The sequence below is a fragment of the Paenibacillus azoreducens genome, from assembly GCF_021654775.1.
In the GTDB taxonomy this organism is placed as follows: Bacteria; Bacillota; Bacilli; order Paenibacillales; family Paenibacillaceae; genus Paenibacillus_AQ; species Paenibacillus_AQ azoreducens.
The window spans coordinates 4776755-4800685 of sequence record NZ_AP025343.1; the positions used below are offsets into that span (position 1 = coordinate 4776755).

The following is a 23931-nucleotide window of genomic DNA, read 5'->3' on the forward strand; positions in this document are numbered from 1 at the left end:
GTTCACCGTAACATTTGCAGGGCGAAATGAAGAACGCCCTGATTGAGCGTCCTTCATTGTCAGGACAGAGGTTTGAAGCGGTATCGCTAACGGCCAAGGCCAACCACCCGGTCGTCTAGTCTAATATTTCTTCATCGCTTCGATTGCATACTTCAACTCGACGTCTTGCCCGTCTATCACGCTTGCTTTGAACGTATCTTCATTTAGGGGGATTTTGATATCGGGAACCGCGCCCCCCACTCCGGTTTGGTCGGCGTCTCCCTGGACCGTTTTGTCCTGATTGAGCGACCTTCCATCTGGGAATTGGATGACGTAGCCTTCCGGCATCTTGATCTCGATCGGGCTGCTCATGACTCCGAACGAGCCGGCTGTTGAGGTGAACCCTACGATCTTGACATTGGGCACACCTTTTAGAACAAGGGGCATTCCTTCTCCCGAGCTGCCGGTTCTGCTGTTGATCAAGATGGCCACATTGCCGTCGAAGTAAGGCTTTGCAGGTTTGACCTTGACGACTTCATTCCGGTTCAGTTCAAACTTTCCCGTGTATCTGTTGTAATAACTGACATATTCGTAGTGTTTCATCTCCTTGACGAAGAAACCGGCCAGATTGGCGGCAAGCTGGTCGTCCCCGCCGGGATTGTTTCGCAGATCGATAATCAAGCCTTTCGCGTGCTTGTCCTGGAACATTTCCAATAGGCTCGCCAGGCTTTTTTCAGGTGAGACGACATTTGAATTGGGGAGAAAATGCTTGATTTTCACATATCCATAGCCGCTGCCGAGAATTTCCCCTTCAATGGGGGAAGCATCCAGATCGGCTTGGGTGAGTTTGATTTTCGTCTTCTTCAACGTCTCGAATTGATCATCATAAGCCGTCAGCTTCGTTCGGGTAATTTCAGACTCTCCCCAATTGCGAAATTCGACTTGTATTTCCTTGCCGATGGGCGCACGTACCATAAATCGTCCCTGATTGAACCTCTTCGCCTCATCCGTAGCCATGTTGTTCTCGCTCCAAGTCGTCTGCTCGAAGGCTTCCTTCCCCGTTTTTCCGTCCCATGCGACGATTTCCGCACCCAGCTTCATTCCGCTCTTGGCCGCCGGGCTATTCTTCAAAACCAGACTAACAAGAACTTTGCCGTTATCCAATTGAACGGTGCTTAATCCGAAGCCGCCGCCAACTTCCTTTTTAAATACCCTGTTCCCATCGTACACATGATCGTTAACGATTTTGATATGTCCGTCCCGCAGGGAGAACAGATATTCTCTTAACGTTTTATAATACAAATCGAAGTTTTTGCCTTGCTCGGCCTGTTTGAATATAGGTTCGTACTTGCTTCGACGCTCGTTCCAGTCGATTTGCTTCCATTCCCCGAACGGATACTCCCGCGATAATCTCTCGTTCATTGCCACGAAAGCTTTGGAGTAGCTCATTTCGCTAAAATCGCTTACCGGGTTGTACCGCAAATTTCCCGCATACGCCAACGCAAACACGATGGGAACAACTCCGCATACGCAGATTACGCTTCTAACGATCCTGATTACTTTCTTCTTCGGAGCCGTCCATACTCTAGGCTTAAACAATCTCTTAATCGTGCATAAAAACACGAGCAGCGTCAGCGAATCGATGATCAGAGCCGGAAGGGTCGTGTCCCCGGACAGGAGACTTGCAATGGCTGCAAGCATACCCACACTGGGTAAAAAATCAAACCCTCTATAATATTTCTTAATAGGTACTGCGTAAACCGTCAATACGAATAAACTGATGATGCACATAACCAACTCATAAACCGTCAGCCATTTTACCGAATCGATCATGCCGATAACGCTCATTTTTCGTCTCCTCCAATTCCTTTTCTCCTGTAATTGTTGCGATACATTTAGAAGAGTATGGGAGAAATATGAACGGAGCGTGAACTGGTTTATGCTTTGACAGGCGGAATGGCGGGCAGATGAACGACGACTTTCGTACCTTGTCCGACTTTGCTTTCTATACGAACATCGCCCTGGTGAAGAGCGACAATTTTTTTGACGATAGCGAGTCCAAGGCCATTGCCGCCGCTGCGATTCCGGGACCGGTCCGTCTTGTAAAAACGCTCGAAAACGCGGCCCAGTTGTTCTGGTTCAATACCGATCCCGGAATCGCATATCGTCACGGTATATCCATCCATGCGAGTCCTTATTTGAATATGGATGAGTCCGCCTTCTGGCGTAAACTTGATGCTGTTGCCAAGCAGGTTCATCCATACTTGATTGATCTGATCCATATCAGCCGTTATTTCGGCAGCCTGAGGCAGATCCAGATCAATATCCATGTTTTTTTCTGACCATAGAGGTTCGCAGTTTACGACAACCTGCCTGATTTGTTCGTCAAGATGAAACGTGGCGTACTCCAGAGGATGGTGATTGGAATCGAGAGACGCGAGCTTGAGTAAATTATCGCTGAGCCTGGATAATCGGCCGCTTTCCGCCAAGATGATATCCAGGTACTGAGCGCGCTCGTCTTCGCTAATCGAATTCATGTCCTTCAGCGCTTTCGCAAAACCGGAAATGGACGTTAAAGGGGACTGAATCTCGTGCGACACATTCGAGACAAAGTCCTGACGCATCTGCTCCAATTGTTTAAGCCCAACTGCCATCTCGTTAAAGCTCTGAGCCAAAGTTCCCAGCTCGTCCTTGCGCTTCACTCCCAGTTCCACGTCGAAATCGCCCCTCGCAAGTCGTCTAGTCGCGGCAGTAAGCGTCTTGATCGGTTTTACAACATAGATGGCGGCTATGAGAATGCAGGCGCTTCCCGTAACCAGAACTAATAAAAGGATGGTAAGCATCAAATGAATGATGGTCGATTCGTTTCTGGATGAGGGCCGCAAAAATAAAGCTTGACGCTCGCCGCCGATTTGGAAAGGCAGCCCGATGAACGTCTCCTTATCATTGGAGGTTGACCGGTATATCGTCCCCTCCCTTACTTTACGAATAGATTCCTGCGAAATTGCAAGATCATCCGTTCCGGTGCTGAACTTGAATGATTTCATGGCTTCAGAGCCGCCGTATAGTTGAACGGAGTAGGAGGTCAGCTTCACCATGCTTTGCATGAACCGATCCAAATTTGCCGGCTCCGTCTGTTCGTAGACGCGAATGATCTCCTCGCCCGCGGCTATCAAATCATTTTGCCCGATTCGGTCTATTTTTTCCTCGAATAGGGCGAGCCCCGCCAGAACGGAGACAATCAGGCCTATTCCCATGGCAGCCAAAAACGTTAGCACGACGCGAACGTATAAAGACCTTGTCATTTCTTCACCTCTAGCCGGTATCCGAGACTGCGGACCGTCTCGATTCGGAAATGCCCGGCATCCTCGGCGAAACGCTCCCTAATCCGCTTGATATGGACATCGACGGTTCGGTCGTCGCCTTCGTAATCCATCCCCCATATTTGCATGATCAGCTGTTCTCTGGTTAATATTTGTCCAGGGTGACAGGCCAGTTTGAATAGAAGCTCAAACTCCTTTAACGGTAATAGAAGCTCTTCGCCTTCGCGGATCACTTTGTGGGCCCTCCGGTCCAACACGATTCCACCTAATTGAACGATCTGGGAGGAAACGATTCGATAACGCTTCAGCAGCGCTTTCACTCTCATCACAAGCTCCAAGGGATCGAAAGGCTTGGTCACATAATCATCCGTGCCGAGCTGAAAGCCTTTCACCTTTTGCCCCGATTCTCCTTTGGCTGTTACCATAAGCAGCGGAATTTCCGGATATAGGCGACGGATCTCCCTGCACAACTCCCATCCGTCCATATGCGGCATCATAATATCGAGAATAACGATATCGACAGTCGAATTCTCCATGATGGAGAGCGCCTCGATACCGTCTGCCGCTTCGACAGTATCGAACCCTTCGTTCCGCAAATACAAGGTTATGAGCTTGCGAATATGGGCATCGTCGTCTGCGACAAGAATTTTGGTCATTCTTCTGTTGGCCCCCCTTAGAAAATTCACCTAAACTTATTAGCCCGAAGGATTTATCTCTGAGCCTTGGCATCATCATCAGCCGCAAGCTCATCTCGAAACAATTCCATAGGTGACACTTGTAATTTTTCGCCGTCACTTATGGTATGGTTCACCGTATTATCTACAGAGCGAATTTTGGTGCAGATGATTCCGCAGTATGACTTCATTACTGGAATGGCTCTTTTCTATATTTATTTTACCAACAGTGCTGCGTGCTGTCTCATCTGTTGTTTTGAACAAGCATACTGTTAAAGAGCCAGCGAAAGTTCCATCTGAAATACTGGGGCAGATGCCAATCCTCATAGCCTTTTAATACTCCTTGTTCCAACCAGTAAGACTCTGATTCCCCGCTTGTTACAGCTCTAGAAACATAAGCGATCGTTTTCTCCAAAAAGCGTATAACATCCGTGATTCGATCTGAATTAGACACATCTCCGTGTCCCGGGATGACAGTATCGACCTTGAAGTCTTTTTGAATGCGTTTAAGAATGCGTATCCAAGCGTATGGATTACCGTATGGCATGACCGGAATGGTCTTCGTCGTTATTAAATCGCCTGCGATTAAAGTTTGCTCTTCTGGAACGTACACAACAGCATCACTTAAAGAATGACCGCCTCCGTAAGATAAAACTTCGATAGTTCGCTTTGTTCCTTGAATAACGAGTTTATCTTCAAAAGTTATCGTGGGTATCACCCTGCAAAGGGAAGGGATGGCATCATACAGGGCTCGCTGTACGGAAAGATCATAGTCGATTTCGGTTAGCATGTGGGGATCTTTTTGCTGTGAACGTACATGATTTAGGCTAGATATTAACTTTTGAATGTTTTGTTGTATGAGATCAATATTCACTTCGCCCATATCAGATAGCAAATCTCTTGTCCAAACGGTAGATATAAATTCGCTTTTCATAAATTCCTGATTGCCGTTGACATGATCTCCATGAAAATGTGTATTCACTACATATTTAACCGGTTTATTGGTTAATTGTTCAGCAGTATGACGTAACAAAGCACCCGAATGCGGTAGGTTGGTTGTGTCCACTACAACGGTTAAATCCCCAAGATCAATAATTGCTGCATTCCCCAGAGAACCGCTGCCTGGAACCGAAATAGCTCCCCAGATACCTTCCGATGCTTGTTGAATCGTGAAATATTCGTTGTTCATTGTTATCCCCCTTTAGTGTTCGTTGTTTCCTGTATTGCCATTAGTAACTTCAACTTACAAGTTAGAGTCAACTAGAAGTCAAGAGGTTTTTTAGGGCGAAGTTAGGGGCGATTGTAAATATTGACTTAGAGTTAACTGCAAGCTGTATAATAGTTTTCAATATCAGCATAAAAAAGGGGGCAGAAATCGGATGCTTACGATAAGTCAAGTGTCAGAAAAAACGGGATTAACTCCTTATACGATTCGTTATTATGAAAAAATTGGGGTGCTACATGAACCCAAGCGTAGAAATGGAGGGGCACGTGTCTACAAAGAAAGCGAGGTTTCCTACATTCAATGTCTAAATAAGCTTAAAAAATTGGGCTTATCGCTTGAGGAGATTACGGAATTTACTCGTGAGGGCTGTGTAATGGATAAAATTCAACAAGGGGAGAATCTTTCTAATTATACTCCTACATTAACAAAACGGATTGAAATCCTTGAGAAGCATCTGATGGGACTGGAAGCCAAGCGGCAAGAAATTGATTACATTATTTCTCTCGCCGAAGAGAAACTTGCCCTATACCAAGAACTTACGAAAGAAGACATAGTAAATACTAGATAATAGCGGCGTGATCCTACACGAACACTGTGGGGTGCCTGATGTGGAAAATCAGACACCCTATGTCAGTTTTGCGCATGGGACTGGGCTAGACAGATTCAAACCTATAAAGGAATTCCAGAATCGAATCGGGTTGACTCGATGCGATTCGAGTCGCCTCGCACTTATCCTTTCAGCGGCCTCACACTTCTGTCGCGATCGTCAATTTCTCCATAATACGATGTGTCATCGTTTTATATAAAATGAACTAAAGTTTCGAAGAAGCTACTTCTGCTCTTAATTTTGCAAGGTTCTCCCTATGAAATCCCTTCACAATTAACCAGACTGCCAAGCTCATCTCGTAAACACCCACAGGCAGCGCCATCAATCCTTTTACCGCCGAATAGGGTCCGATGATCCCAAACATTTGCAGCAAACCAGCTATAAAAACCATAACCGCCGTAATCATTCCGAATATCGCCAACGGTTTAGGCACGTATCCTGTTCGATAAAGCAAATAACTATATAGACTCGTATTTATGCCTAACATGAAATTTGGACCCAACATAGCCGCCCAGCGGTAAATCGCCTGCAGCAGCAGCCCTATAGGCGCAAAACCGGTTTTACTTGCTAAGTCAGCTGTATCATAATACGAACTAATTTGTAACAAACCCAATATACTTACGAGACCCATCGCAATAAAAACAGCTTCCATAAATCGAAAACACAGATACCCTAATGCAAGATGCTCATTCCAATGCCGAACGTAGGGAAACAGCATGACTGCTGTACCAACAGCCGTCACAACAAGCAAGAGGTCATTTAATACACCGATTAAGACCTTCGTTTCCGATCCATTTGCCACGGCCATCTGCCATTGTTCTGACAAAACCGGCCCATACAAAACAACCGCTATGATTGACGTCACTGCAGCAAGGATATAAAAAATCCCCAGTATCCTTGCATTCCTTCGGTCTCGCTTCATTTTTCTCCTCCTAAGACAATAAATTTATTTGCTGATGGACGTATGGTATACTCAGAATAAAATGACCTGCAATCACTTGATATCAGGAGGTATCATGGACCATAACAAAGTCATCGAGCGTGCTTTGATCCATATCGAGGACCATTTGCAACAGTCCTTAACCGTAGAATCCGTTGCCAATACCTTCAACATGTCTAAATACTATTTTCATCGACTGTTTTCTGCTATGATGGGCTGTTCGTTAAACCAATACATCCTATCCAGAAGATTGAATGCATCTTTAACCTTTATTCAAAACCAAAACAGTTCTCTAACCGATATTGCTTATCAGCTGGGCTTCGGTACGCAAGCCTCCTTCACTCGTGCTTTCAAACGACAATACGGTGTAGCTCCAAGTTCTTTAAAAACAGGAATTACAACCATCTCTCCGGTTCCCATACCTACTGTAGTGAAAAGACCCATAAAAAACATCAACGGCGATATCGTCACAGCTTTCACCCTGACCGAATTCAAGGAGACCCGTATCAGCGGGATCGCCTTTGAAGTGGATTTAGCCCATGATGATTACAAGGAGAAGATTCGCGCACATTCAGAAAAGCTGTTGAGTCACATTGATGAAACCATAAATGATCCCTGTTATGTCATTTATTCAAACTGTCAACCCGATTCAACTCGGTTTAAGGTTCTGTTCGGGATCCCAAGCAGCATTGAAATTGATAAGCCTTATTATTTCACGGTTGATGTGCCGCAGATTTTTTGTGCAATGTTCAACTATTGCGGTGAACTACTTGACATTGGGGATGTACTGAAAAGCGACTATGCCAGATTTTTAAAGATCTCCAGGCAGGAAACGGCAGAAACCGATATTGAGCTCATTCAAGCTTTCGATGATGTCCACCATCTTGATTCGACCTACCATATCTATGCACCTATCAAAAAACTCCCTGCCGATTCTGATTTGTAATACGCGCCCGCCTGTCATTTTGTCTGCTCCTTTCTTTTCTCGATGTTGATCATTCTTTTTCTGCAAAAAGAATAACATAACTGGTTTCGCTCGACTTTCCATATCTTGCTGTAATTAAGAACGAAAAAATGCACCTCTCTCGAGATGCATCCTGGTCATTTTTAGGGCCATCCTTTGCGAGACAGCCCTTCCTTTGATCTCACTCTATCCACCTACCGGGTAACGCCACGATAGTAAATCTTCCTTTTGGCGCCGTTCGGGCATAACCCCAGCGCCGCCTTAGTTGCCTTGTTCATTTGCCATCACCCTCTTCTCTATTCCATCAAGCAATAAATCGATGCCGGAATAAAACAGCTCATCCGATCCAATCAGCTTAAACAAATCCGCTTCGTGCATACGTTGCAGCAGTTCAAATTGAGACAGATCCAAACTGCTTTCCTCGCTATTCTCCTCGATTAACGTCACTGCTAACATGCGTTGCTCATACTCATCAATCACGTAATTAATTACAAAGTTAAACAAGTGGGAGGTGTAGGAAAATTTTTGTTCATCTGTCAAAGGAGCCGGTTCTATCATCTTCAATAGAGACTCGAACAATTGCAGATAATCTGCCTCAGGCCTTGTCTTCATCAGAATTTGAGCAGAGCATGGGAATTGCTGGAGCTTGCTCCGAATAACAGTAGCGCTTAATTGCAACCTTTCCCTCCAGTTTCCGTTCTTTGGAAGATCATTTATGATCTCCCTGGAAACCAAATTGGCCAACGTCTGAAACAGCGATTGTTTGTTCTTAAAATACCAATAGATCGTCGGAGCCTGAACATTTAACTCCTTGGCAAGGTTTCTCATTGTGAAATTCCCAATTCCTTGATTTTCGAGAAGCTTCCATGAGGCAGTAGTAATTTTCTCTTCACTTATGTGAGGTCTGCGATTGGGTGTATTCATCTTTCCATCTCCAATTCCAAATTACTTACACGATCTATTATATCCTATTTGGTTTGGAGCTTGGTTAGGAATAAGCTCAGTATCAAAGCAACTACAGACAACCCTAATGGAATAGAGAAAGTATGCCCAAATGCGCGACTCATAGCTTCATAATCCGGAGGCACAGAAATGCCCCTCGTCTGATTGGACAAATAGGCTGTCAGAATGGTAATCGAGAACGAAGTGAAAATTTGCTGTGCCGACGTGGTAATAGGGGTAATTCTGCTAACGAATTCTCTTGGAGCGGCTTGTCGCGCTTATCTGGCGGTGCGACAAGGAAACTCATCGCGATTCCAATCGGTCCGACCATTCCATTTATAAAACTGATCCCTCAGCTCTCGGCCATACTCATCACCTTTCTTTTTCCGGCCTTGGGCCCGCCCGAAATCCTGCCTGATGGCGCACAAAATGAATTGAATGAATAGATATCTTTGACTTAAGTCACGCTTTCTTCAATGAAAATAGAATATAGATCGTATCAATTTCATGGGATTCTTCCAAAACCCACGAGGTTTGGGTTAAAATTCGCTGCAATCCTTCCAGCCCAAGATATCGGATTTGTACGCCAATAAACTCTGTAAATCCCAGGTATCCCGGATTTACATGCGCCCGGTCGAAAATCAATGAACCCGTGACCCGGGCATCCGCCGGGGAGCCCGCAAAGAAATGGTTTAAATTCTCGATGATATCTGAATCCGAACCGTACTCAAAAAGACCGCCCTCCGATGAACAGAGCTGAATCCAGCCGGAACGTTCCAAACTCATTTTTCGTAATGCCTCCGGCCCGCTCCAGTCATAATGAATGATATTGAGGGTAATGTCCAGGCCATGGAAGCGTTCCCCCGGCTGCTTCAAAACATCGATGCACCGTTTTGCGAAATTGGGTCCGTAGTTATCGATATCTAAAATGTTGATCTCAATCTTCCGTCCCTTGAGTAATTCCGGGTCCGATTCCTGAATTAGAATCAGGGTGTTGATACTGTCGGTTGCGGCCCCCCCAGCGATATTGAAGAAACAAAGATTCCGTTCAGGGAATTGCTTGAGCTGGGGCAGCAAAATTCCCGACTGGCGCCGGCAAAGATCCCTTAGCCTGATCCGAAGTCCCATGAAAGAGGTTTGCTTCACCGCCCACTTGTCCCGGAAACCTAATTTTATCCCCCGGCTTAAGTCGGGGCCAAGTTTGTACAGCAAGGTACGCATGCCGCTAAGATAGGAATTGTCAACATTCGACATTTTCACAAAGATGTTCCGGATAAAGCCAGGCATCTTCTTTAATGATTCAATGCTCCGGGCTGACTTGAGACAGCTCAAATGATACGCCTGTTCATCAATACTTGCGTTGAAAAGGGGATGAGTAATATCCAGGATCGGTAATTGAACTTCATTCTCGAAAACCGCATAGGGAATTGGCTGATTTTGATTTGCATTCATGGTTCTCAACTCCACCTCACTTGAACGATTATTTTTGATGTAACTTAAACCCAATTCCGGATAATCCCTTAACCGATACTTCCCCCGTTCCGCCAGATAAGATCACTATACCTGCAAGGACAGATACGTTTACGTTCGTTTCTTCCGGCACATGGATTTCAGTCAACAATTTTACGCCAATATTTTAAGACGAATACCGTTCGCAGGAATTTTTATGTCAATCTCTCTATTGGTAATCCGACCTACTGGATATTCAGCTAAAGATTCTGGCACTTTAAGCAACATAGCACCGCCCCCCTTATCTGGTACCCTTTATCCGTAGTATAAAGGGTATTGGCAGATTCATTTATCAGTCTGATGATGGATTTATTCCTCCATCCCGAGACCGAGAAATGATTACTAACTGCTAGTCGTACACTCGGAGAGGGGGAAGTTTCCGCGCCTGACATGCGGTTGTTACTAGACCCGGACCCGACCCTCCCTGAGCACTAGGGAATCTCTAAACACACAGTAGAAATTGATGGAAACGCAGAAACAACAAAAATCGGGGGATTTCTCCCCCGACGAAGCTGTCTGTAACGGCCATTTTAAGCCAAAAATTTGCTCTACTTATGATACGGTTCCCCGTAACATATATAGAGCGAATTAAAAAGGCGCCCGAATGGCTTATGATAGGGTTCACCTTAACGGATCTATCGGCGAAAAATGCGGAAGGAACTTGTCGCGGCACAGGATTGCCGACAGTTTTTGCTCATTAAAAATTAAACAAAGCTCAATTCAAGGCAATGATCGAACTTTCATAAATATACACAGAAGGCCACCGAAGTAATCGGCGGCCTTATTCTCGGTGATTTAACTATCGTCTCCGTTAGCTTAATGACTTAAGATTTTGTTTCATAAGAGAGGAGATTTTTTGCTCGTCTGTATTTTTGATTTTCTCTAGCTGTTGAATAATCAATTCCTGTCGTTGTATTGGATGATTTTGGCTTAACTTTGCTTTCCCTTCTATTCTGTTTATTTTCATTTTAAAGCCTTGAACTCCTTTGTTCAAATCACTTAGAAAGTCAGGGTCTACATCCCCCAACCTGTAGGAACTATTAGGGGTTTCGTACTTTAATACCATATCATTAAAGGAATCCATTAACTCATTTTCCTCATCTATAAGTTCGACTTCCCCGTATACGTGAACGGTCACATAGTTCCATGTTGGAGCTGCCTTATTCGTCTCATACCAAGAAGGAGAGATATAACAATGAGGACCATGAAAAACTGCTAACACAATTTGATTCTTAATATCCTTCCATTGAGGATTGGGACGAGCAAAATGCCCGAATAGGTACATATGATTTTTATCGAGAATTAATGGCAAATGGGTAGCATATGGTGTCCCATCATGTTGAGAAAACAAAGTAGCAAAACTATTTTCTCTCATAATCTTGTAGGCTATTGATGTATCCGTAATTTTAAAATGCGTAGGTATATACATATGGTCTTCTCCTCTCAAAAATTTTATCTTTTAACAAAAAATAAGCAAAAGAGCGGACTGGTAGAAGAACCAATTTTAACAATTTTTATTGTACCATTCTATCATGTCTTTTGTATAAATTGTTAAAATATCCTGCCCTCTAGCTTAATAAAATGAACAAGCGCTCTTTCAATAATAGCCGCCTTGTTAGCCTGGGTTAAGCAGCGAAACTTGTACCTAAGTGTGCTGCCACGCGGCGGCATTGCTGGCCACTAAAGTAACTTGCATTTTGCTGCCCTAAAGCCCCTCAACGTGAAGCTTACCGAACTACTCAGCTACCCCTCTGAAAATTCCTGCGCGAAGGGTAAATATCAGTTCAAATACTCTGCCGAAATCGTTTCACACCCGTTGAATAACGCAAATTTTTGGAAGCAACTGTTCAAGGCTGTTCGCAATTGCGTGGTTTGCTTCACACCGTTCTCGTACCAGATGTTTTTAACAACGAGAGTTTCCGTTTTTCGCTCTACGATGATCTCAGCTCGTCCAATAAAGCTCTCTCCATATAATAGAGGTAGCACATAATAGCCGAATTTTCGTTTGATTGCAGGCGTGTAAATCTCCCAGGTGTAATCGAAGCCAAACAATTCGTTGATAAGTTTTCTGTCCCATATCAAATTGTCCAGCGGGGCAATCAGCTCGCAGCGAAATTTCGGCTCCGGATTTTGCAGGACGGCTTCAATAAGCGGCAAGTCCTCCGCCCGGCAGTACAGCGTATCCTTCATTTGTTCCACGGCAACAGCAACTATACGAGCTTCATGTAATAGCTGGCGAAAAACCTCGTTGCGCTGTGCTGCTTTTAACCCCCATATATTCAGCCATGCATCTGACGCACGATTCCATAAGAGGCCAACAGAGCCGATTCGACGCAGTACCCGCCACTTATGATGTTCAAGCTCATCCTCCAGCGGCTCTGATGCATTCAGCAGATTTGGTTGTATGTACTTCTTGGCTATATCGTAGTATTTACGCGTTCCTTTTTTATGATGGATAATCAACTCACCCGTCGAATACATCTGTTCCAGCACCGACCTGGATGAATTGTTTCCACCGCTCCAGTGGATGGCCGATCGCCATGAGAAATCTCCATCCAATTTTAAATCATCCGAACTTAGGGCACCGTGATTTTGGATATGAGTCCGTACTTGCGCTGTCAACGCTTCCATTTCGGGATAGCGTTCGGCATGTTGCCTAGCGGCTTGCCTGTATCGCTCAAAATACGGCCAGTCCTCGACAGAGATAATAGCCAGGTTCTTGTCAGGATAATCGACAAGGCTTCTATCCTCATACAGCAACTCGGCGAGCATTCCCTTGGTAAATCCCTTGATTCGCGACTGTAGCACCAATTCGGCGTTTTTCCCGCAAACATCGATGGGGTCGTATTGAATACAGCTGACCTGCCGAACGAAGTCCAGTACGCCCTGCTTCTCACTAAATTTGTATTCGCCCAAGAGTCCATGCTTCAACAACAGAAATTGCCGTGCCTGGCGGTTTGTTAATTGGATCATGTTCGCACCTACCTTAGTACAGAATAAAAACGAAGGCGTAACGGTGAATTGGTTCACGTACGCTGAGGGTGATTCTTGTAATTTCTATTGGCTAGCCAAGTCTAATGCAATCCCGAACTCAACTCAAACCAACCAATCGGCCGCTAAAATCTCTAACCTTAAGGAGATACTACCAAGGAAGGGACTTATTCATTATTGCATTTCTTTTGTTGGACCCATCACAGGCGGTACTGGTAAGCCTGCTTGACGTAATAGCACCACCATTTGGCCGCAGTGATGTGTTTGGTGGTCAATTAAGAAACGTAATACTGCGCCTTTTGTTGTAAGACTCGCAATGCCTGTTTCCGTTAGCAAGTCCTCATCGGTTAGCTTGGCTGCCTCTTTCTTGACCGCCTCTGCTTCTTTTTCGTAAGCTGCTACAATTTCTCCTGCTGTCGCTGGAACAGGTTCATCTTGACCAATCATAGGTACAGTTAAACCCGCCAAATGACTAAAATAACCTGTTGTTTCCGTTAAATTCCAGCCTAACCAACCTAGTGTACTATGCCCCTCCAAGATACTTTGTCCTAATTTGTCATCTGTTACGGCTTGTAATACTTGCAATGTCCTTTTCGTAGCCACTGCCCATTCCTTTAAAAAATCATCCACCTGTCGATACAGAAACAATATGATTAGGATAGGGATATTCCCCAGCTCACCTTAACCCGTTTTACGTTATTCGTATATATAATAATTAGCCGTCAAATCTACTGATTCTATTTATCGTTGCTGATGAGTGGAGAGTAACCCCTCTGAGAGTTTGGGGGCTGTTACGGCACTTCACGTCTCTTTTCACTACCACGGATTAATAAATTTTTCGCGTTACTTATGATACGGATCACCCCGATTCATCTTCACCGCTCGAAAATCTGCCCAACCAGCACCAAGCGCATTAATTGGTATGATTAGGGTCCATACGCGAAGCTAAAGTATTGCTGAACCCGTCGTAGAACCCCTTTTTGCAATTTGGTATCCCATGACAAACTAGCTGTTCTCAATCCAAAATCTCTTAACGACATTTCCGTTCTCTTCAATATAATCTTGATCCGGAATCCCGCCATGATGAATAATTGTTTTTGCGGAAGCGATATTGTCTTCATCGCACACTACAAGCACCTTTTGAATGCCAAGCTCCGCGGCTTTTTCGAGCGCCAGTGTTAACATTTGAATCGCATATCCCTTTCTTCTTTCGGACGGAGATCCGGGCCGAAGCATTCCTAACCTCCAAAACCGCTTCGTCCTGCACCTCATAGCTTACCCGCAGCAAAGTCCTGCGCAGACCGTGGTCCGACTCCAAAATCGGATTCAGCCGGCATGCCGGCCCCTTGATCCCAACCTCACCGCTGCCATCCAGGGATAAAAAGCACTCCTTGCCTTTGCCTCCAAAAAAGTGGATTAACGGGGAAGCCAGCCGCGCGGCCCAATCCTTTTCCAGATGCCCCGCTCCGGGTTCATTCAGGTACAGCAGTTTATGATCCGGTTCATATCCGGCATCCGCCAGTTTCTCCGCGACTTCGCGCACATGCTTTTCCATCACCAAAATCCCTTCAGAGCTGCCCAAATCGATCCAGATGCGGGAAACCGGCTTCAAGCCAGTAAACGTATGGAACTGCGGCTATTCGTTCAATGTTACTGGGTCCACGCATTAAAAATACGGGGAAATGATGCCCATCATGCATGTAAAGCACGGGGGTACCACTTGCCAAGATTCTGATGATACCCGGGGGGCAGGTAGACGAATAGATCCCGTTCATTATCCAGATAGGCGGAATAGAATTTTTCGATGGTTAAAATGCTCGACCGGTTGTTCATGAACACACCCCGTTTTCAAGCGGGCAATAATGTCAACCCCTTGATGAATCACTTCGGATCTCAACACGCGGAATTCAAGTTTCGCATGATTGCTCGCAATGATTAGCTTCTATTAACGGTAGGTTCCATTTTTATTTGCCATCACCAACAGGACCTTTTCGGGGTTGGTACAGGTACAGAGAAAATATGTTGCATTCAGTCAATTCTTTTGATGAAAAGAGTTATTCGGTTAATAAATTCTTATACATCCATGTTGAATGAAATTATAAACGGGATTGCAAAAACATGAATACCTGTTGTAGAATGTCATCGTACATATTTTTGCCCTAGGGAAAAAATTTTACACAAGGTAAAATCACAAAGAAAGGAACATCATATGAACCCTTTTCGCATGTCCCGCGCTTCAGCCGAGACAGCGGCTCACGTTTCTGTAGCTCCACCCAGGTTACGGCGTTTCCTTGTTTCGATCGCCGGACTATCGCTGACGCTGCTTGCTGCGATCGTATTCGCCAGTTCCGTTGGTCCGGTACATATTCCTTTTGAACGGACGATCGCTATCATCCTCGGTAAGCTCCATATCTATGTGGGCAGCGATTTTAGCGAGCGAGAACTGCTGATCGTCTCCCAGATCAGGCTGCCGCGTGTTTTATGCGGAGCCTTGATTGGTGCCGCATTGGGGATATCGGGAGCGGCCATGCAAGGCGTGTTTCGGAATCCGCTTGTTGAACCCGGCTACATCGGCGTATCCAGCGGAGCCGCACTCGGCGCCGTGTGCGCCCTGTTCTTCGGCTGGACGCAAATCGGCAGATGGGCTCTGCCCGCTTCCGCTTTTACCGGGGCCGTCATTGCTGTTGCCGTCATTCTGGCGGTATGGCGCGGCAGCCGGAGCCGTTCGATAGCAACCTTGCTCCTGCTCGGAATCGGCATCAACGCGCTTTTGTCCGCATTGATCAACATTATGGTCGCCAGCTCCAATAACGACCAGGAGCTGCGAAGCATCATCTTCTGGCTGCAGGGCGGCCTGGAAGCGCGAACCTGGGAACATGTTCAGCTCGTCGCCGTCCCAATTCTGGCTGGATGTCTGATCATGATATCCTTCGGCCGCCACCTGAATATAATGCTGCTTGGCGACGATCAGGCTGCTGCCTCCGGCGTAAACGTCCGCAGTACACGTTATATCCTGCTTGCGCTTGCTTCCCTGATGACGGGTTCTGCAGTTGCCATCAGCGGAATCATCGGCTTTGTGGGACTGGTTGTCCCCCATATCATCCGGCTTGCGACCGGTCCGGATCACCGTTTCCTGCTGCCTGCAAGCGCTTTGGGAGGAGCTATCTTCCTCGTTCTCGCGGATGTCGTCTCACGCATGGTTCTGCAGCCGGTCACATTGCAAGTAGGGGTTGTGTGTGCATGCATTGGTGCGCCGCTGTTCATCGCGTTGATATTACGATCACGTCAAGGAGGTAAAGCTCAGTGAACATGCTCGAAGGCGAAAACATATCCGTCCGGATCAATCGGCTCCCCATTTTGCGGGATATTAGCTTCCAAGTTGGTGCGGGCGAATTTATCGGTCTAATCGGACCGAACGGCAGCGGCAAATCAACGCTGCTGCGTATATTGGCCGGGTTATCGCAGCCTGCATCCGGAAGATTGCGAATTGCCGGCAAACCGCTGAAAGATTACAAAAGCAAGGAGCTCGCCCGCATGATCGGATATGTTCCTCAAGACACATCCATCGAATTCGATTTTCAAGTACGGGATATAGTCATGATGGGCAGGCATCCCCATTTATCCCGGTTCAGATCCGAGAGCCACCATGACAGGATCATGGCGCAGACAGCCATGGAGCAAACGGCGACCCTGCATTTAGCGGACCGGACAGCGTCCTGCCTGTCAGGCGGCCAGATGCAGATGGTATTCATCGCCAAAGCACTTGCGCAGGAGCCCGAACTGCTTTTGCTTGATGAACCGATTTCCGCCTTGGACATACGTTACCAGCTGCATGTGCTTGAATTGATGCGGAACCTGAGCGAAAAAGGCCTGACTGTTATTGCTGCTTTGCATGACCTTAATCTGGCCGCGCGTTTCTGCGATCGGCTTGCACTGCTCAACAGAGGCGAAATGGTCAACATCGGCGAACCTGAAGAGGTGCTGACCGCCGATTCTATTTTTAAAACTTACGGAGTCTATGCAAGAGTGACTGCCGATCCATGGCTCGGCTGCCCTTCTGTCACGGCACTGGGCGGATCGACCCATTCGTCACGTTTGAACAAACCTGACTTCGCCATCACATAACACGGATTTATACGAACAGGAGAGATAATCAATGCACCTATCATCCAGAACACCGAAAAAACAATATAAAATGTGCGCAATGCTGTTAGCAGCTGCTGTATGGATAGCCGGATGCGGAAACGAAAAACAAACCGCAGCGGATTCCGGCTCGGAAAATTCCGTACCCGCGTCCAGTCAAAATAACGCCGCCTCGTATCCTAAAACGATTTCCGTTGCCGGTAAAGATGTTACGATCCCCAAAAAACCCGAAAAAATTGCAGCCATTTCGCTGGATAGCGCCGATGCCGCTTTGGAACTGGTTGACCCGGAACGAATGGCGCTGGTTTCAACAAGCATTACCAACAGTTCGCTTGCTTACCGTACTGCCGAAGGAGAGAAGGTGAAAAATAAAATTGCCGGAGCCACCTCTCTCGATCCAGAACAAGTGCTCTCAAGCAATGCCGATTTGCTGATTATGACCAAGCTTCACGATAAAGAGAAGGAAGCTAATGCGATTTTGGAACAATCCGGTATTCCCATCATTACGCTTGAGTCATGGAGTACACTGGAATCCGTCATGAACAATATTATGGTTATCGGCCAAGCCGTTGGTGAGGAAGCCAAAGCCGAATCGATCGTCGCAGATATGCAAACTAAGCTTGAAAAAACAACCAAAGCCATTGAAGGTGCGAGCCGCCCTTCCGTACTGGTTGTATCGCCTCTTGGTCCGGGAACTGGTCCTTATTTAATAGGTTCTTCCAATATCTCCTATGATTTGGTGCGCCTTGCAGGCGCTGAACATGCAGCCGAAAACCTCGGTTTAAAACGCACGACCAAGGCAAGCATCGAGCAGATAATTAAAGCGGACCCGGAATACATTTTGCTCGTCGAATGGCAGGCAGGAAAAACGGATGATATGAATGAAATAATGCAGACTCCCGGCTGGTCCACATTAAAAGCCGTGAAAAACAATCATGTCTTGAGCATGCCAGCCAAAAAACTGCTGAATCCTAATCGTTATAATGTTGACACACTGGAGGAAATCGCCAAATGGCTTCACCCTGACAAGTTTTGATCAGAGATAACCAGATGTAGGCTTCAAAGGAGTTGTCATTTTGAAAATAGCTTTGTTGATGTTAACCTATGCCTCTTTGCATTCGATTGATGAATTGCCGCCTTTTTATACACATCTGTTTCATGGCCTGAACCCATCGCCCGAATATATGGAGCATGCGGCGGCACGCTTCCGCGCAATCGGCACCGCCGATCCCCTCGGGGCTGTTACGGCCAGGCAGGCGGCTGCTTTAGAGCAACGTTTAAATACCGATCCAAACGCTGAAATCAAAATATACCTCGCGTCAAAACATACGCCGCCGTTTATCGATGACGCGGTTCGGCAAATGATTGCGGACGGGGTTGACCAGATTTATTCGTTTCCCACCTCTCCGTTGTACTCGCGGACAGGCACCGCAGCATACCATTTCAGTGTCCGTAAAGCACTTGCCGCTGCTGGCGTGGATATACCGGTCATTGAAATCAACCACTGGCATAAGTATCCGGGCGTAACCGAAGCCATCAGCCTGCGGCTTCGTACCGCCTTGGCATGGGTTTCTGCGGCCAATCGCCCCTATACCAAAGTATTGTTTACGGCGCACAGTCAGCCCGGACTGCCAAAGGCCAATATGGAATTTATCCAAACCTTTTCGGAATTGGCCGAATCGGTTGCGGACAAAGCGAACTGTTCCCGTTGGTCGCTTGCTTACCGCAGTGCGGGACCGCCCCCGCAAAAATGGCTGTCCCCGGATGTACTTGACATCATTGAAAAAGTGGCACATGAAGGCTATAAAGCCGTCATTGTATGTGATTTGTTATCCCTCACAGAAAATGTGGAAGCCATTTACGATTGCAAAATCGATTGCCAAGACAAAGCAGCAGCTTGCGGACTTGAATTTGTCGCAACCGAATTTCTGAATGACTCGGCAGACTATATCGACGCGCTTGCTTCACTGATTCGTGATAGGATTCAGCTAAACGGCGCTCAATGAAGAATAAAGGAGCGGATTCCCGCTCCTTTTCCAATTGGGCCTGCCTAGCTGCTGCAAACCCAATCACAAACCCATCAATTGTGCATTATTCCGCTACATGGAGAGATGATTGATTTGCAAAATCATTGCCGCTGCCTCATTAGTGAGACACCGTGCGAAGGGTGAATACCTTTAGGATATCGGCTGCGGTTCTCCCGACTTTTGGACGACTGGTTGGGTCCGGCCCTTGCGTAAGCCGGTGACAAGTCCGCTTAACCCCGCAGTAAGGACAATAAACAAAAGCAGGATTAGAGATGCTGCGCCAGCCCCGCTGCCGCCGAAGAGAATGTCCATGCTTCCTTCCACCGCATAGGAAGCCGGCAGCGCTCCGCCGAGCCGATGGTAAAACGTCGATAAAAGCTCGCGAGGCAGCATCGCGCCGGACGTAACAAGCTGGATCGACAGCAGCAAAATATTCATCAGCATACCACCCATACCGAGCAAAATCAGGCAAAACTGCGAAAGCAGGATGAAAGACAGCACGAACAGGGACTGGAATCCCCACATCAGCAGGAAACCGTGTTTTACCTGCCCCCCAAGGAGCATCAGCAGTGTAGAGCCGATCAAAGAAACGAATACTGCTGCGAACACGTTGATGGTATTCCGGGCCGCAAACAACTTCCAGCGGCCCATCCCCGCCGCAGCCAGCGCCATCGAAGATTGGGCAATGTTCATGCTCATGATCATCGTACCGACATACGAGGCGAGCAGCAGCATCATAGGCGCCATTTGATTATTCATTCCGTGAATTTCATTCACATTCACAAACTCGGAGGTTATCCGTTCAGACAAAGGTTCAGCTGCCGCTGCCGGCAGATTCCCTTGAACAAATGCGGCTTTGAGTCCCCGCGCGACCGCCTCCTTGTTGGCTGTGGCAGTCGTCTTCGCGGCGATCGAATTCATCAGATTGGCCGTCAGCGCCGGATTCGATTCATTGATGCTGTATTGAATGACCGCGGCACGCTGCGGCTCCTTTAAAGAATCGCTGAAATTCCCGGGGATGGTGATGACCATCTGCAGCTTGCGTTCGTTCAGGAGCTGCTCCGCCTCCGCTCCGCTTGCGACAAGCCTTGTGCCGACGGGCAGTTCTTTCGCCAGCTTGTCGGCAATCTCACGCCCCGCCGTTTGATCCGACACGACAATGCCCACTTTTAGCTGCTTTAACCGGTCAGCCTCTGTCGCTCCATCGTAAGCTGTCATCCAAACGATAGCAAAAATAATCTGGAACATGACCGCGGTCACCAATCCGATGATCGTCGTCGGTCGTTTCCAAAAAGCCTTTAATGCGTGTAACATCAATTCCACTCCTTTTTCCGGGCCGCAGCCCGGGCATTTTTAAGATAAAAAATGAAAGCGACCACTCAAACCCGCCTCAGCCAGCAGTTCCGGAATCCGCTATGCCTAGACCGGGAAACGGAATCACAGCCACCGAATCTTGCGATTCCCTCTTCCCAACTCCCTGCTAATCTTTTATAATGAGAATCATTATCAATTATAAAGAGAAACCGCGTCAGTTCTATCCCTCAAATCTGGGATTTGTTGATGCAGCAACACCATACAAAATACGGAAGGCGTCAGGAGGGTAAATATGCCTACTACAATGGAATCCATCAGAATTAGGCTGCTGCAGCTTTCCGAAGGCATAAGTTGCTCCCATGTTTATAGGAAAAAGATGATGGCAATGCTGCGGCAGGCTGTCCCGTTCGATGCTGCATGCTGCACGACCGTTGATCCCGAAACATTGCTGTCCACGGGTTCTGTGGCAGATGAAGAGGTTGAACTCATTCACAATGATTTGTTCGAATATGATTTTATGAGGGAAGATTACATTCCTTATCACCAATTGGTGAAATCAGCGGACCCGACCGCAACATTAAGCCAAGCTACGGGCGGACAATTGGAGAAAAGCGCGCGTTACAGACATGTGCTTGCCCCCGCCGGCTTTCAAGACGAGCTCCGGGCAGCACTGCTCTACAAAGGAGCTTGCTGGGGATATTTAACGTTATTCCGCTGTTCCGGCCGGCCGTTGTTCACCGAGAAGGAGCGAAGCTTCATCGCCTCGCTTGTACCATTCATCGCTATACGTTTGCGCAGGTCCAGCTTCATTATGCCTGCAGAGATGAAGGCGGAACTCGAAGCCGAACCCGGCATCCTGGTGCTGGACAATCAACTTCGAATTATATCAACCAGCGAAGTTGCAGAGCGGTGGTTGTCCCGGCTGCGCGAATGGGAAGCAATCGGGGACGGCATCCTTCCCCGCCCCGTCAGAACAGCTTGCTTCCGGGCATTGTCAGCGACTTCAGTGCCTTCCCCGGCCAAGTCATGCATCCATCTTCCCGGATATCCTTATTTGACGATCCGTGCAAGCAAATTAAACGGACCTGCACACGGACCCCAGCTTGCCGTTTCGTTCGAGCAGGCCGGACCCGCAGACACACTACGACTGATGGCCGAAGCTTGCGAACTGAGCGAACGCGAGAAGCAAATCCTTGACGCGCTCATCAGGGGTATGTCCACTAAAGAGCTTGCACTCGCGCTCCATATTTCCGTCTATACCGCTCAGGACCATATCAAATCCATATTCTCCAAAACTGGGGTGACCAGCCGCGGCGAGCTGATATGGCATTTGTTCTCCCGATTCGGCGTCGGTTCATAACATCTTCTCCCGTTATGATGACCGTTTAAGTATCCGGATTGTGACAAAAAGAATGTGATAAAAAAATCGGCCGTCGCAGGAACTCCTGCACAGCCGATTTTTTATCACATTTTTAAAACCCGAAATGACATGAAATTGGGATGTAAGCCGTTTGACGAACCATCGCCTCTTAATGCAGGTCCAATACTTTGCAGCGCATCGGGTCGGATCGCAAGCTTATTTGGATTATTCCAATATCCATCTAACCGCTTCCAGGATATCATCCGCAATAAAATCCGGTTCCGTCTCCCTCCACTTGTCCCGGTACTGTGTCAAGGCCCCTTCGCCCCATCCCGTTTTGACAAGAATCTTCCGGGCTCCGACCCGATGCGCCGCCAGCATGTCCGTGTCTCCGACATCTCCAATAACGATACATTCGGTTAAATCCAGCCGATGCTCTTCAGCAGCTTTCAGCAGCATGCCTGCTTTGGGTTTGCGGCAGCCGCAATTTTCGCTTAATTCATGCGGACAAATGTATGCTGCATCAAAGCCGTAAGTTTTGAACTGTGTTTCGAATTCCCCAATCGTCGCTTGTCCCTTGGATATTCTGTGTTGGTTCGTAAATGCAAACACTTTAATTCCTTGTTCCTTTAACATCTGAATGGCTTTTTGCGCATTAGGAAACAGCTCGAAATCATTGGGATGGATAAAATGGCCATTGCCGCCAATCGTCCCGTCCCGGTCAATAAATACGGCTTGTACATTTTGCTTCATGCTTGCTGCTTCACATCCTTTGATAAAATCATGCATAATATCCGCCTTTTTTCAAATATTGCCCATGAACGAGATAATGGTGATGATTTCCAATTCAAACTCGATGCAAATAGCCATCTTCAGCGTCTCCTTAGTCCTTTCCTATGCTAAAAGAATGTCCCAGCGCTTCGCATTCCAGATACCATTCGGGAGGTCCGTTATTTTCAAAATCATGGGTATCGACCGTATGTTTGATCTTGTGGAGCGTCTCTCGTATTTTATGATTTTGGGCTCCGCCGATTAACGTCGCATGCTGATTCAACGCAACGAACAGATTATATTTCGCCCAGAACGTATCGGGAATTTTGCCGTTAAAATAACCCAGAATCTGTCCGTACGCAAAATACTTGCTAATGTCGCAGGTGTACTTCGGCAGCTTAAAAAATTCTTCCCAAGGATCTCCCCAGTCGAATCTGCTGAAATCAATGATTCCAGCCAGTTCGCCATGCCTGAAGATCAGATTTGAAGGATGAAAATCATCATGCTGAAAACAAACCGATGAATTGTTCAATAAGCCGAAATGGCTTTCAATAAAGTTCTCAATAAAATCCTGCTTATAAAAAGAAATGCCCAGCTCCTGTACGGTCGTTTTTTTGCGAATGTATTTGTCATATCTTTGTTCTGTCCAGTTGATTGGTGTTTTGGGAACAACTTGGTGAATTTTCTTCAATTCTCTTCCCGCTTCCCAACCTTGTAAAAATTGAGATTCCGGAGGCAAACGCGGCAAAACTTCTTCCCCGCTTGTTCCTTCGATATATGCAGCCAACAAATAGCAAAGTTCCAAATCGTCAAAGCATTCCGCAAAAATCGGCTGCGGGCAGCGAACACCATGCTGGATATGCTGCTTCAGGTATTGAAACTCTTCCACTCGCCGCGCAAAAGAATCCGCTACGTGCACGCGTAGTAAATATAATGGTTGATCCGCTTGATACAAAATAAACTTTCTCGCGTCAGAGTAGCCTTTATCAAGCCATTCGGCATGATCAAAGCCGACCTTTTGCCGTAAGCGGCTTAAAAGCTTCTGGAGTTTGTCATCGGATTCGTTCCATTCATCCGTTTCCATGCTGTCTCCCGCCTCCTTTTATATCTATGGAATACATCTTAAGGATATCGTTTGCCAGCAAACAAAGGAAGGTTATTT

The 23931-nt window shown here is 46.8% G+C and carries 21 protein-coding genes and 1 pseudogene; 7 read left to right on the plus strand and 15 right to left on the minus strand.

The genetic code is table 11. The features are described 5' to 3' along the window. Positions 1-120 precede the first annotated feature (120 nt). The 4 genes from L6442_RS21005 to L6442_RS21020 form a co-directional block, all read right to left on the minus strand. A complete protein-coding gene (locus L6442_RS21005) occupies positions 121-1827 on the minus strand; it encodes a S41 family peptidase (RefSeq protein ID WP_212981312.1) in 1707 nt (568 codons plus the stop codon). A gap of 89 nt (positions 1828-1916) precedes the next feature. After that, positions 1917-3284 (minus strand): HAMP domain-containing sensor histidine kinase, encoded by a 1368-nt coding sequence (locus tag L6442_RS21010; RefSeq protein ID WP_212981313.1) that lies wholly within the window; start codon positions 3282-3284, stop codon positions 1917-1919. Beyond that, positions 3281-3958 (minus strand): response regulator transcription factor, encoded by a 678-nt coding sequence (locus L6442_RS21015; protein ID WP_212981314.1) that lies wholly within the window; start codon positions 3956-3958, stop codon positions 3281-3283. The genes L6442_RS21010 and L6442_RS21015 overlap by 4 nt, the downstream gene beginning before the upstream one ends. A 262-nt stretch (positions 3959-4220) precedes the next feature. Further along, positions 4221-5165 carry an MBL fold metallo-hydrolase gene (locus L6442_RS21020; RefSeq protein ID WP_212981315.1) on the minus strand — a complete coding sequence of 315 codons (945 nt, stop codon included), beginning with the start codon at positions 5163-5165 and terminating at the stop codon, positions 4221-4223. A 190-nt stretch (positions 5166-5355) separates the two neighbouring features. Between L6442_RS21020 and L6442_RS21025 the strand changes: the two genes are divergently transcribed. Beyond that, positions 5356-5769, plus strand: coding sequence for a MerR family transcriptional regulator (locus tag L6442_RS21025; protein WP_212981316.1), 414 nt, complete (start codon positions 5356-5358; stop codon positions 5767-5769). A gap of 244 nt (positions 5770-6013) precedes the next feature. Here L6442_RS21025 and L6442_RS21030 read toward each other — a convergent pair whose 3' ends face one another. Then, positions 6014-6730 carry a DUF4386 domain-containing protein gene (locus tag L6442_RS21030; RefSeq protein WP_194235044.1) on the minus strand — a complete coding sequence of 239 codons (717 nt, stop codon included), beginning with the start codon at positions 6728-6730 and terminating at the stop codon, positions 6014-6016. Positions 6731-6824: 94 nt separating this feature from the next. Here L6442_RS21030 and L6442_RS21035 point away from each other — a divergent pair, with 94 nt between their 5' ends. Then, on the plus strand, positions 6825-7694 hold the full coding sequence (locus L6442_RS21035) for a helix-turn-helix transcriptional regulator (RefSeq protein WP_212981317.1): 870 nt from the start codon (positions 6825-6827) through the stop codon (positions 7692-7694). Positions 7695-7973: 279 nt separating this feature from the next. Here the strand turns inward: L6442_RS21035 and L6442_RS21040 are convergent, their stop codons facing one another. The 7 genes and pseudogenes from L6442_RS21040 to L6442_RS21070 all read right to left on the minus strand — a co-directional run bounded on the left by L6442_RS21040 (position 7974) and on the right by L6442_RS21070 (position 14709). Next, positions 7974-8636: a TetR/AcrR family transcriptional regulator gene (locus tag L6442_RS21040; RefSeq protein ID WP_212981318.1), complete on the minus strand. Its 663-nt coding sequence runs from the start codon at positions 8634-8636 to the stop codon at positions 7974-7976. A gap of 480 nt (positions 8637-9116) precedes the next feature. Then, positions 9117-10106: a hypothetical protein gene (locus tag L6442_RS21045; protein WP_212981319.1), complete on the minus strand. Its 990-nt coding sequence runs from the start codon at positions 10104-10106 to the stop codon at positions 9117-9119. Between the two features lie 868 nt (positions 10107-10974). Further along, positions 10975-11592: an FMN-binding negative transcriptional regulator gene (locus L6442_RS21050; RefSeq protein ID WP_212981320.1), complete on the minus strand. Its 618-nt coding sequence runs from the start codon at positions 11590-11592 to the stop codon at positions 10975-10977. A 350-nt stretch (positions 11593-11942) separates the two neighbouring features. Further along, the gene (locus tag L6442_RS21055; protein WP_212981321.1) at positions 11943-13136 is read right to left on the minus strand and encodes a winged helix-turn-helix domain-containing protein; all 1194 of its coding nucleotides are present in this window, start codon (positions 13134-13136) and stop codon (positions 11943-11945) included. A gap of 192 nt (positions 13137-13328) precedes the next feature. Beyond that, positions 13329-13796: a DinB family protein gene (locus L6442_RS21060; protein WP_212981333.1), complete on the minus strand. Its 468-nt coding sequence runs from the start codon at positions 13794-13796 to the stop codon at positions 13329-13331. A 363-nt stretch (positions 13797-14159) separates the two neighbouring features. Then, positions 14160-14372 (minus strand): annotated as a pseudogene (locus L6442_RS21065) (GNAT family N-acetyltransferase); the annotation flags it as partial. Beyond that, on the minus strand, positions 14272-14709 hold the full coding sequence (locus tag L6442_RS21070; protein ID WP_237100030.1) for a hypothetical protein: 438 nt from the start codon (positions 14707-14709) through the stop codon (positions 14272-14274). The gene L6442_RS21070 and the pseudogene L6442_RS21065, both read right to left, overlap by 101 nt. A 654-nt stretch (positions 14710-15363) precedes the next feature. Here L6442_RS21070 and L6442_RS21075 point away from each other — a divergent pair. From L6442_RS21075 to L6442_RS21090, 4 genes are read left to right on the plus strand one after another with little or no spacing between them, the layout of a single operon-like run. Then, positions 15364-16461 carry a FecCD family ABC transporter permease gene (locus L6442_RS21075; RefSeq protein ID WP_212981323.1) on the plus strand — a complete coding sequence of 366 codons (1098 nt, stop codon included), beginning with the start codon at positions 15364-15366 and terminating at the stop codon, positions 16459-16461. Between the two features lie 2 nt (positions 16462-16463). After that, positions 16464-17279 carry a heme ABC transporter ATP-binding protein gene (locus tag L6442_RS21080; protein ID WP_212981334.1) on the plus strand — a complete coding sequence of 272 codons (816 nt, stop codon included), beginning with the start codon at positions 16464-16466 and terminating at the stop codon, positions 17277-17279. Between the two features lie 31 nt (positions 17280-17310). Next, on the plus strand, positions 17311-18333 hold the full coding sequence (locus L6442_RS21085) for an ABC transporter substrate-binding protein (RefSeq protein WP_194230357.1): 1023 nt from the start codon (positions 17311-17313) through the stop codon (positions 18331-18333). 40 nt (positions 18334-18373) lie between these two features. Further along, positions 18374-19303 (plus strand): ferrochelatase, encoded by a 930-nt coding sequence (locus tag L6442_RS21090; RefSeq protein WP_237100031.1) that lies wholly within the window; start codon positions 18374-18376, stop codon positions 19301-19303. A 171-nt stretch (positions 19304-19474) separates the two neighbouring features. Here the strand turns inward: L6442_RS21090 and L6442_RS21095 are convergent, their stop codons facing one another. After that, the gene (locus tag L6442_RS21095; RefSeq protein ID WP_212981324.1) at positions 19475-20638 is read right to left on the minus strand and encodes a YhgE/Pip domain-containing protein; all 1164 of its coding nucleotides are present in this window, start codon (positions 20636-20638) and stop codon (positions 19475-19477) included. Between the two features lie 292 nt (positions 20639-20930). Between L6442_RS21095 and L6442_RS21100 the strand changes: the two genes are divergently transcribed. Then, positions 20931-21998, plus strand: coding sequence for a helix-turn-helix transcriptional regulator (locus L6442_RS21100; RefSeq protein ID WP_212981325.1), 1068 nt, complete (start codon positions 20931-20933; stop codon positions 21996-21998). Between the two features lie 225 nt (positions 21999-22223). Here the strand turns inward: L6442_RS21100 and L6442_RS21105 are convergent, their stop codons facing one another. Both L6442_RS21105 and L6442_RS21110 read right to left on the minus strand, forming a co-directional pair. Then, positions 22224-22751 (minus strand): HAD-IIIA family hydrolase, encoded by a 528-nt coding sequence (locus L6442_RS21105; RefSeq protein ID WP_212981326.1) that lies wholly within the window; start codon positions 22749-22751, stop codon positions 22224-22226. Positions 22752-22881: 130 nt separating this feature from the next. Then, positions 22882-23853: a phosphotransferase family protein gene (locus L6442_RS21110; RefSeq protein WP_212981327.1), complete on the minus strand. Its 972-nt coding sequence runs from the start codon at positions 23851-23853 to the stop codon at positions 22882-22884. Positions 23854-23931: the final 78 nt, after the last annotated feature.

Bases quoted from the DNA above. Each gene is read 5' to 3' on its own strand.
- L6442_RS21025 (WP_212981316.1), top strand. From the start codon at position 5,356: ATGCTTACGATAAGTCAAGTGTCAGAAAAAACGGGATTAACTCCTTAT.
- L6442_RS21105 (WP_212981326.1), bottom strand. From the start codon at position 22,751: ATGAAGCAAAATGTACAAGCCGTATTTATTGACCGGGACGGGACGATT.
- L6442_RS21020 (WP_212981315.1), bottom strand. From the start codon at position 5,165: ATGAACAACGAATATTTCACGATTCAACAAGCATCGGAAGGTATCTGG.
- L6442_RS21015 (WP_212981314.1), bottom strand. From the start codon at position 3,958: ATGACCAAAATTCTTGTCGCAGACGACGATGCCCATATTCGCAAGCTC.
- L6442_RS21030 (WP_194235044.1), bottom strand. From the start codon at position 6,730: ATGAAGCGAGACCGAAGGAATGCAAGGATACTGGGGATTTTTTATATC.
- L6442_RS21040 (WP_212981318.1), bottom strand. From the start codon at position 8,636: ATGAATACACCCAATCGCAGACCTCACATAAGTGAAGAGAAAATTACT.
- L6442_RS21095 (WP_212981324.1), bottom strand. From the start codon at position 20,638: ATGTTACACGCATTAAAGGCTTTTTGGAAACGACCGACGACGATCATC.
- L6442_RS21100 (WP_212981325.1), top strand. From the start codon at position 20,931: ATGCCTACTACAATGGAATCCATCAGAATTAGGCTGCTGCAGCTTTCC.
- L6442_RS21035 (WP_212981317.1), top strand. From the start codon at position 6,825: ATGGACCATAACAAAGTCATCGAGCGTGCTTTGATCCATATCGAGGAC.
- L6442_RS21050 (WP_212981320.1), bottom strand. From the start codon at position 11,592: ATGTATATACCTACGCATTTTAAAATTACGGATACATCAATAGCCTAC.
- L6442_RS21075 (WP_212981323.1), top strand. From the start codon at position 15,364: ATGAACCCTTTTCGCATGTCCCGCGCTTCAGCCGAGACAGCGGCTCAC.
- L6442_RS21055 (WP_212981321.1), bottom strand. From the start codon at position 13,136: ATGATCCAATTAACAAACCGCCAGGCACGGCAATTTCTGTTGTTGAAG.
- L6442_RS21110 (WP_212981327.1), bottom strand. From the start codon at position 23,853: ATGGAAACGGATGAATGGAACGAATCCGATGACAAACTCCAGAAGCTT.
- L6442_RS21080 (WP_212981334.1), top strand. From the start codon at position 16,464: ATGCTCGAAGGCGAAAACATATCCGTCCGGATCAATCGGCTCCCCATT.
- L6442_RS21045 (WP_212981319.1), bottom strand. From the start codon at position 10,106: ATGAATGCAAATCAAAATCAGCCAATTCCCTATGCGGTTTTCGAGAAT.
- L6442_RS21005 (WP_212981312.1), bottom strand. From the start codon at position 1,827: ATGAGCGTTATCGGCATGATCGATTCGGTAAAATGGCTGACGGTTTAT.
- L6442_RS21070 (WP_237100030.1), bottom strand. From the start codon at position 14,709: ATGGAAAAGCATGTGCGCGAAGTCGCGGAGAAACTGGCGGATGCCGGA.
- L6442_RS21085 (WP_194230357.1), top strand. From the start codon at position 17,311: ATGCACCTATCATCCAGAACACCGAAAAAACAATATAAAATGTGCGCA.
- L6442_RS21010 (WP_212981313.1), bottom strand. From the start codon at position 3,284: ATGACAAGGTCTTTATACGTTCGCGTCGTGCTAACGTTTTTGGCTGCC.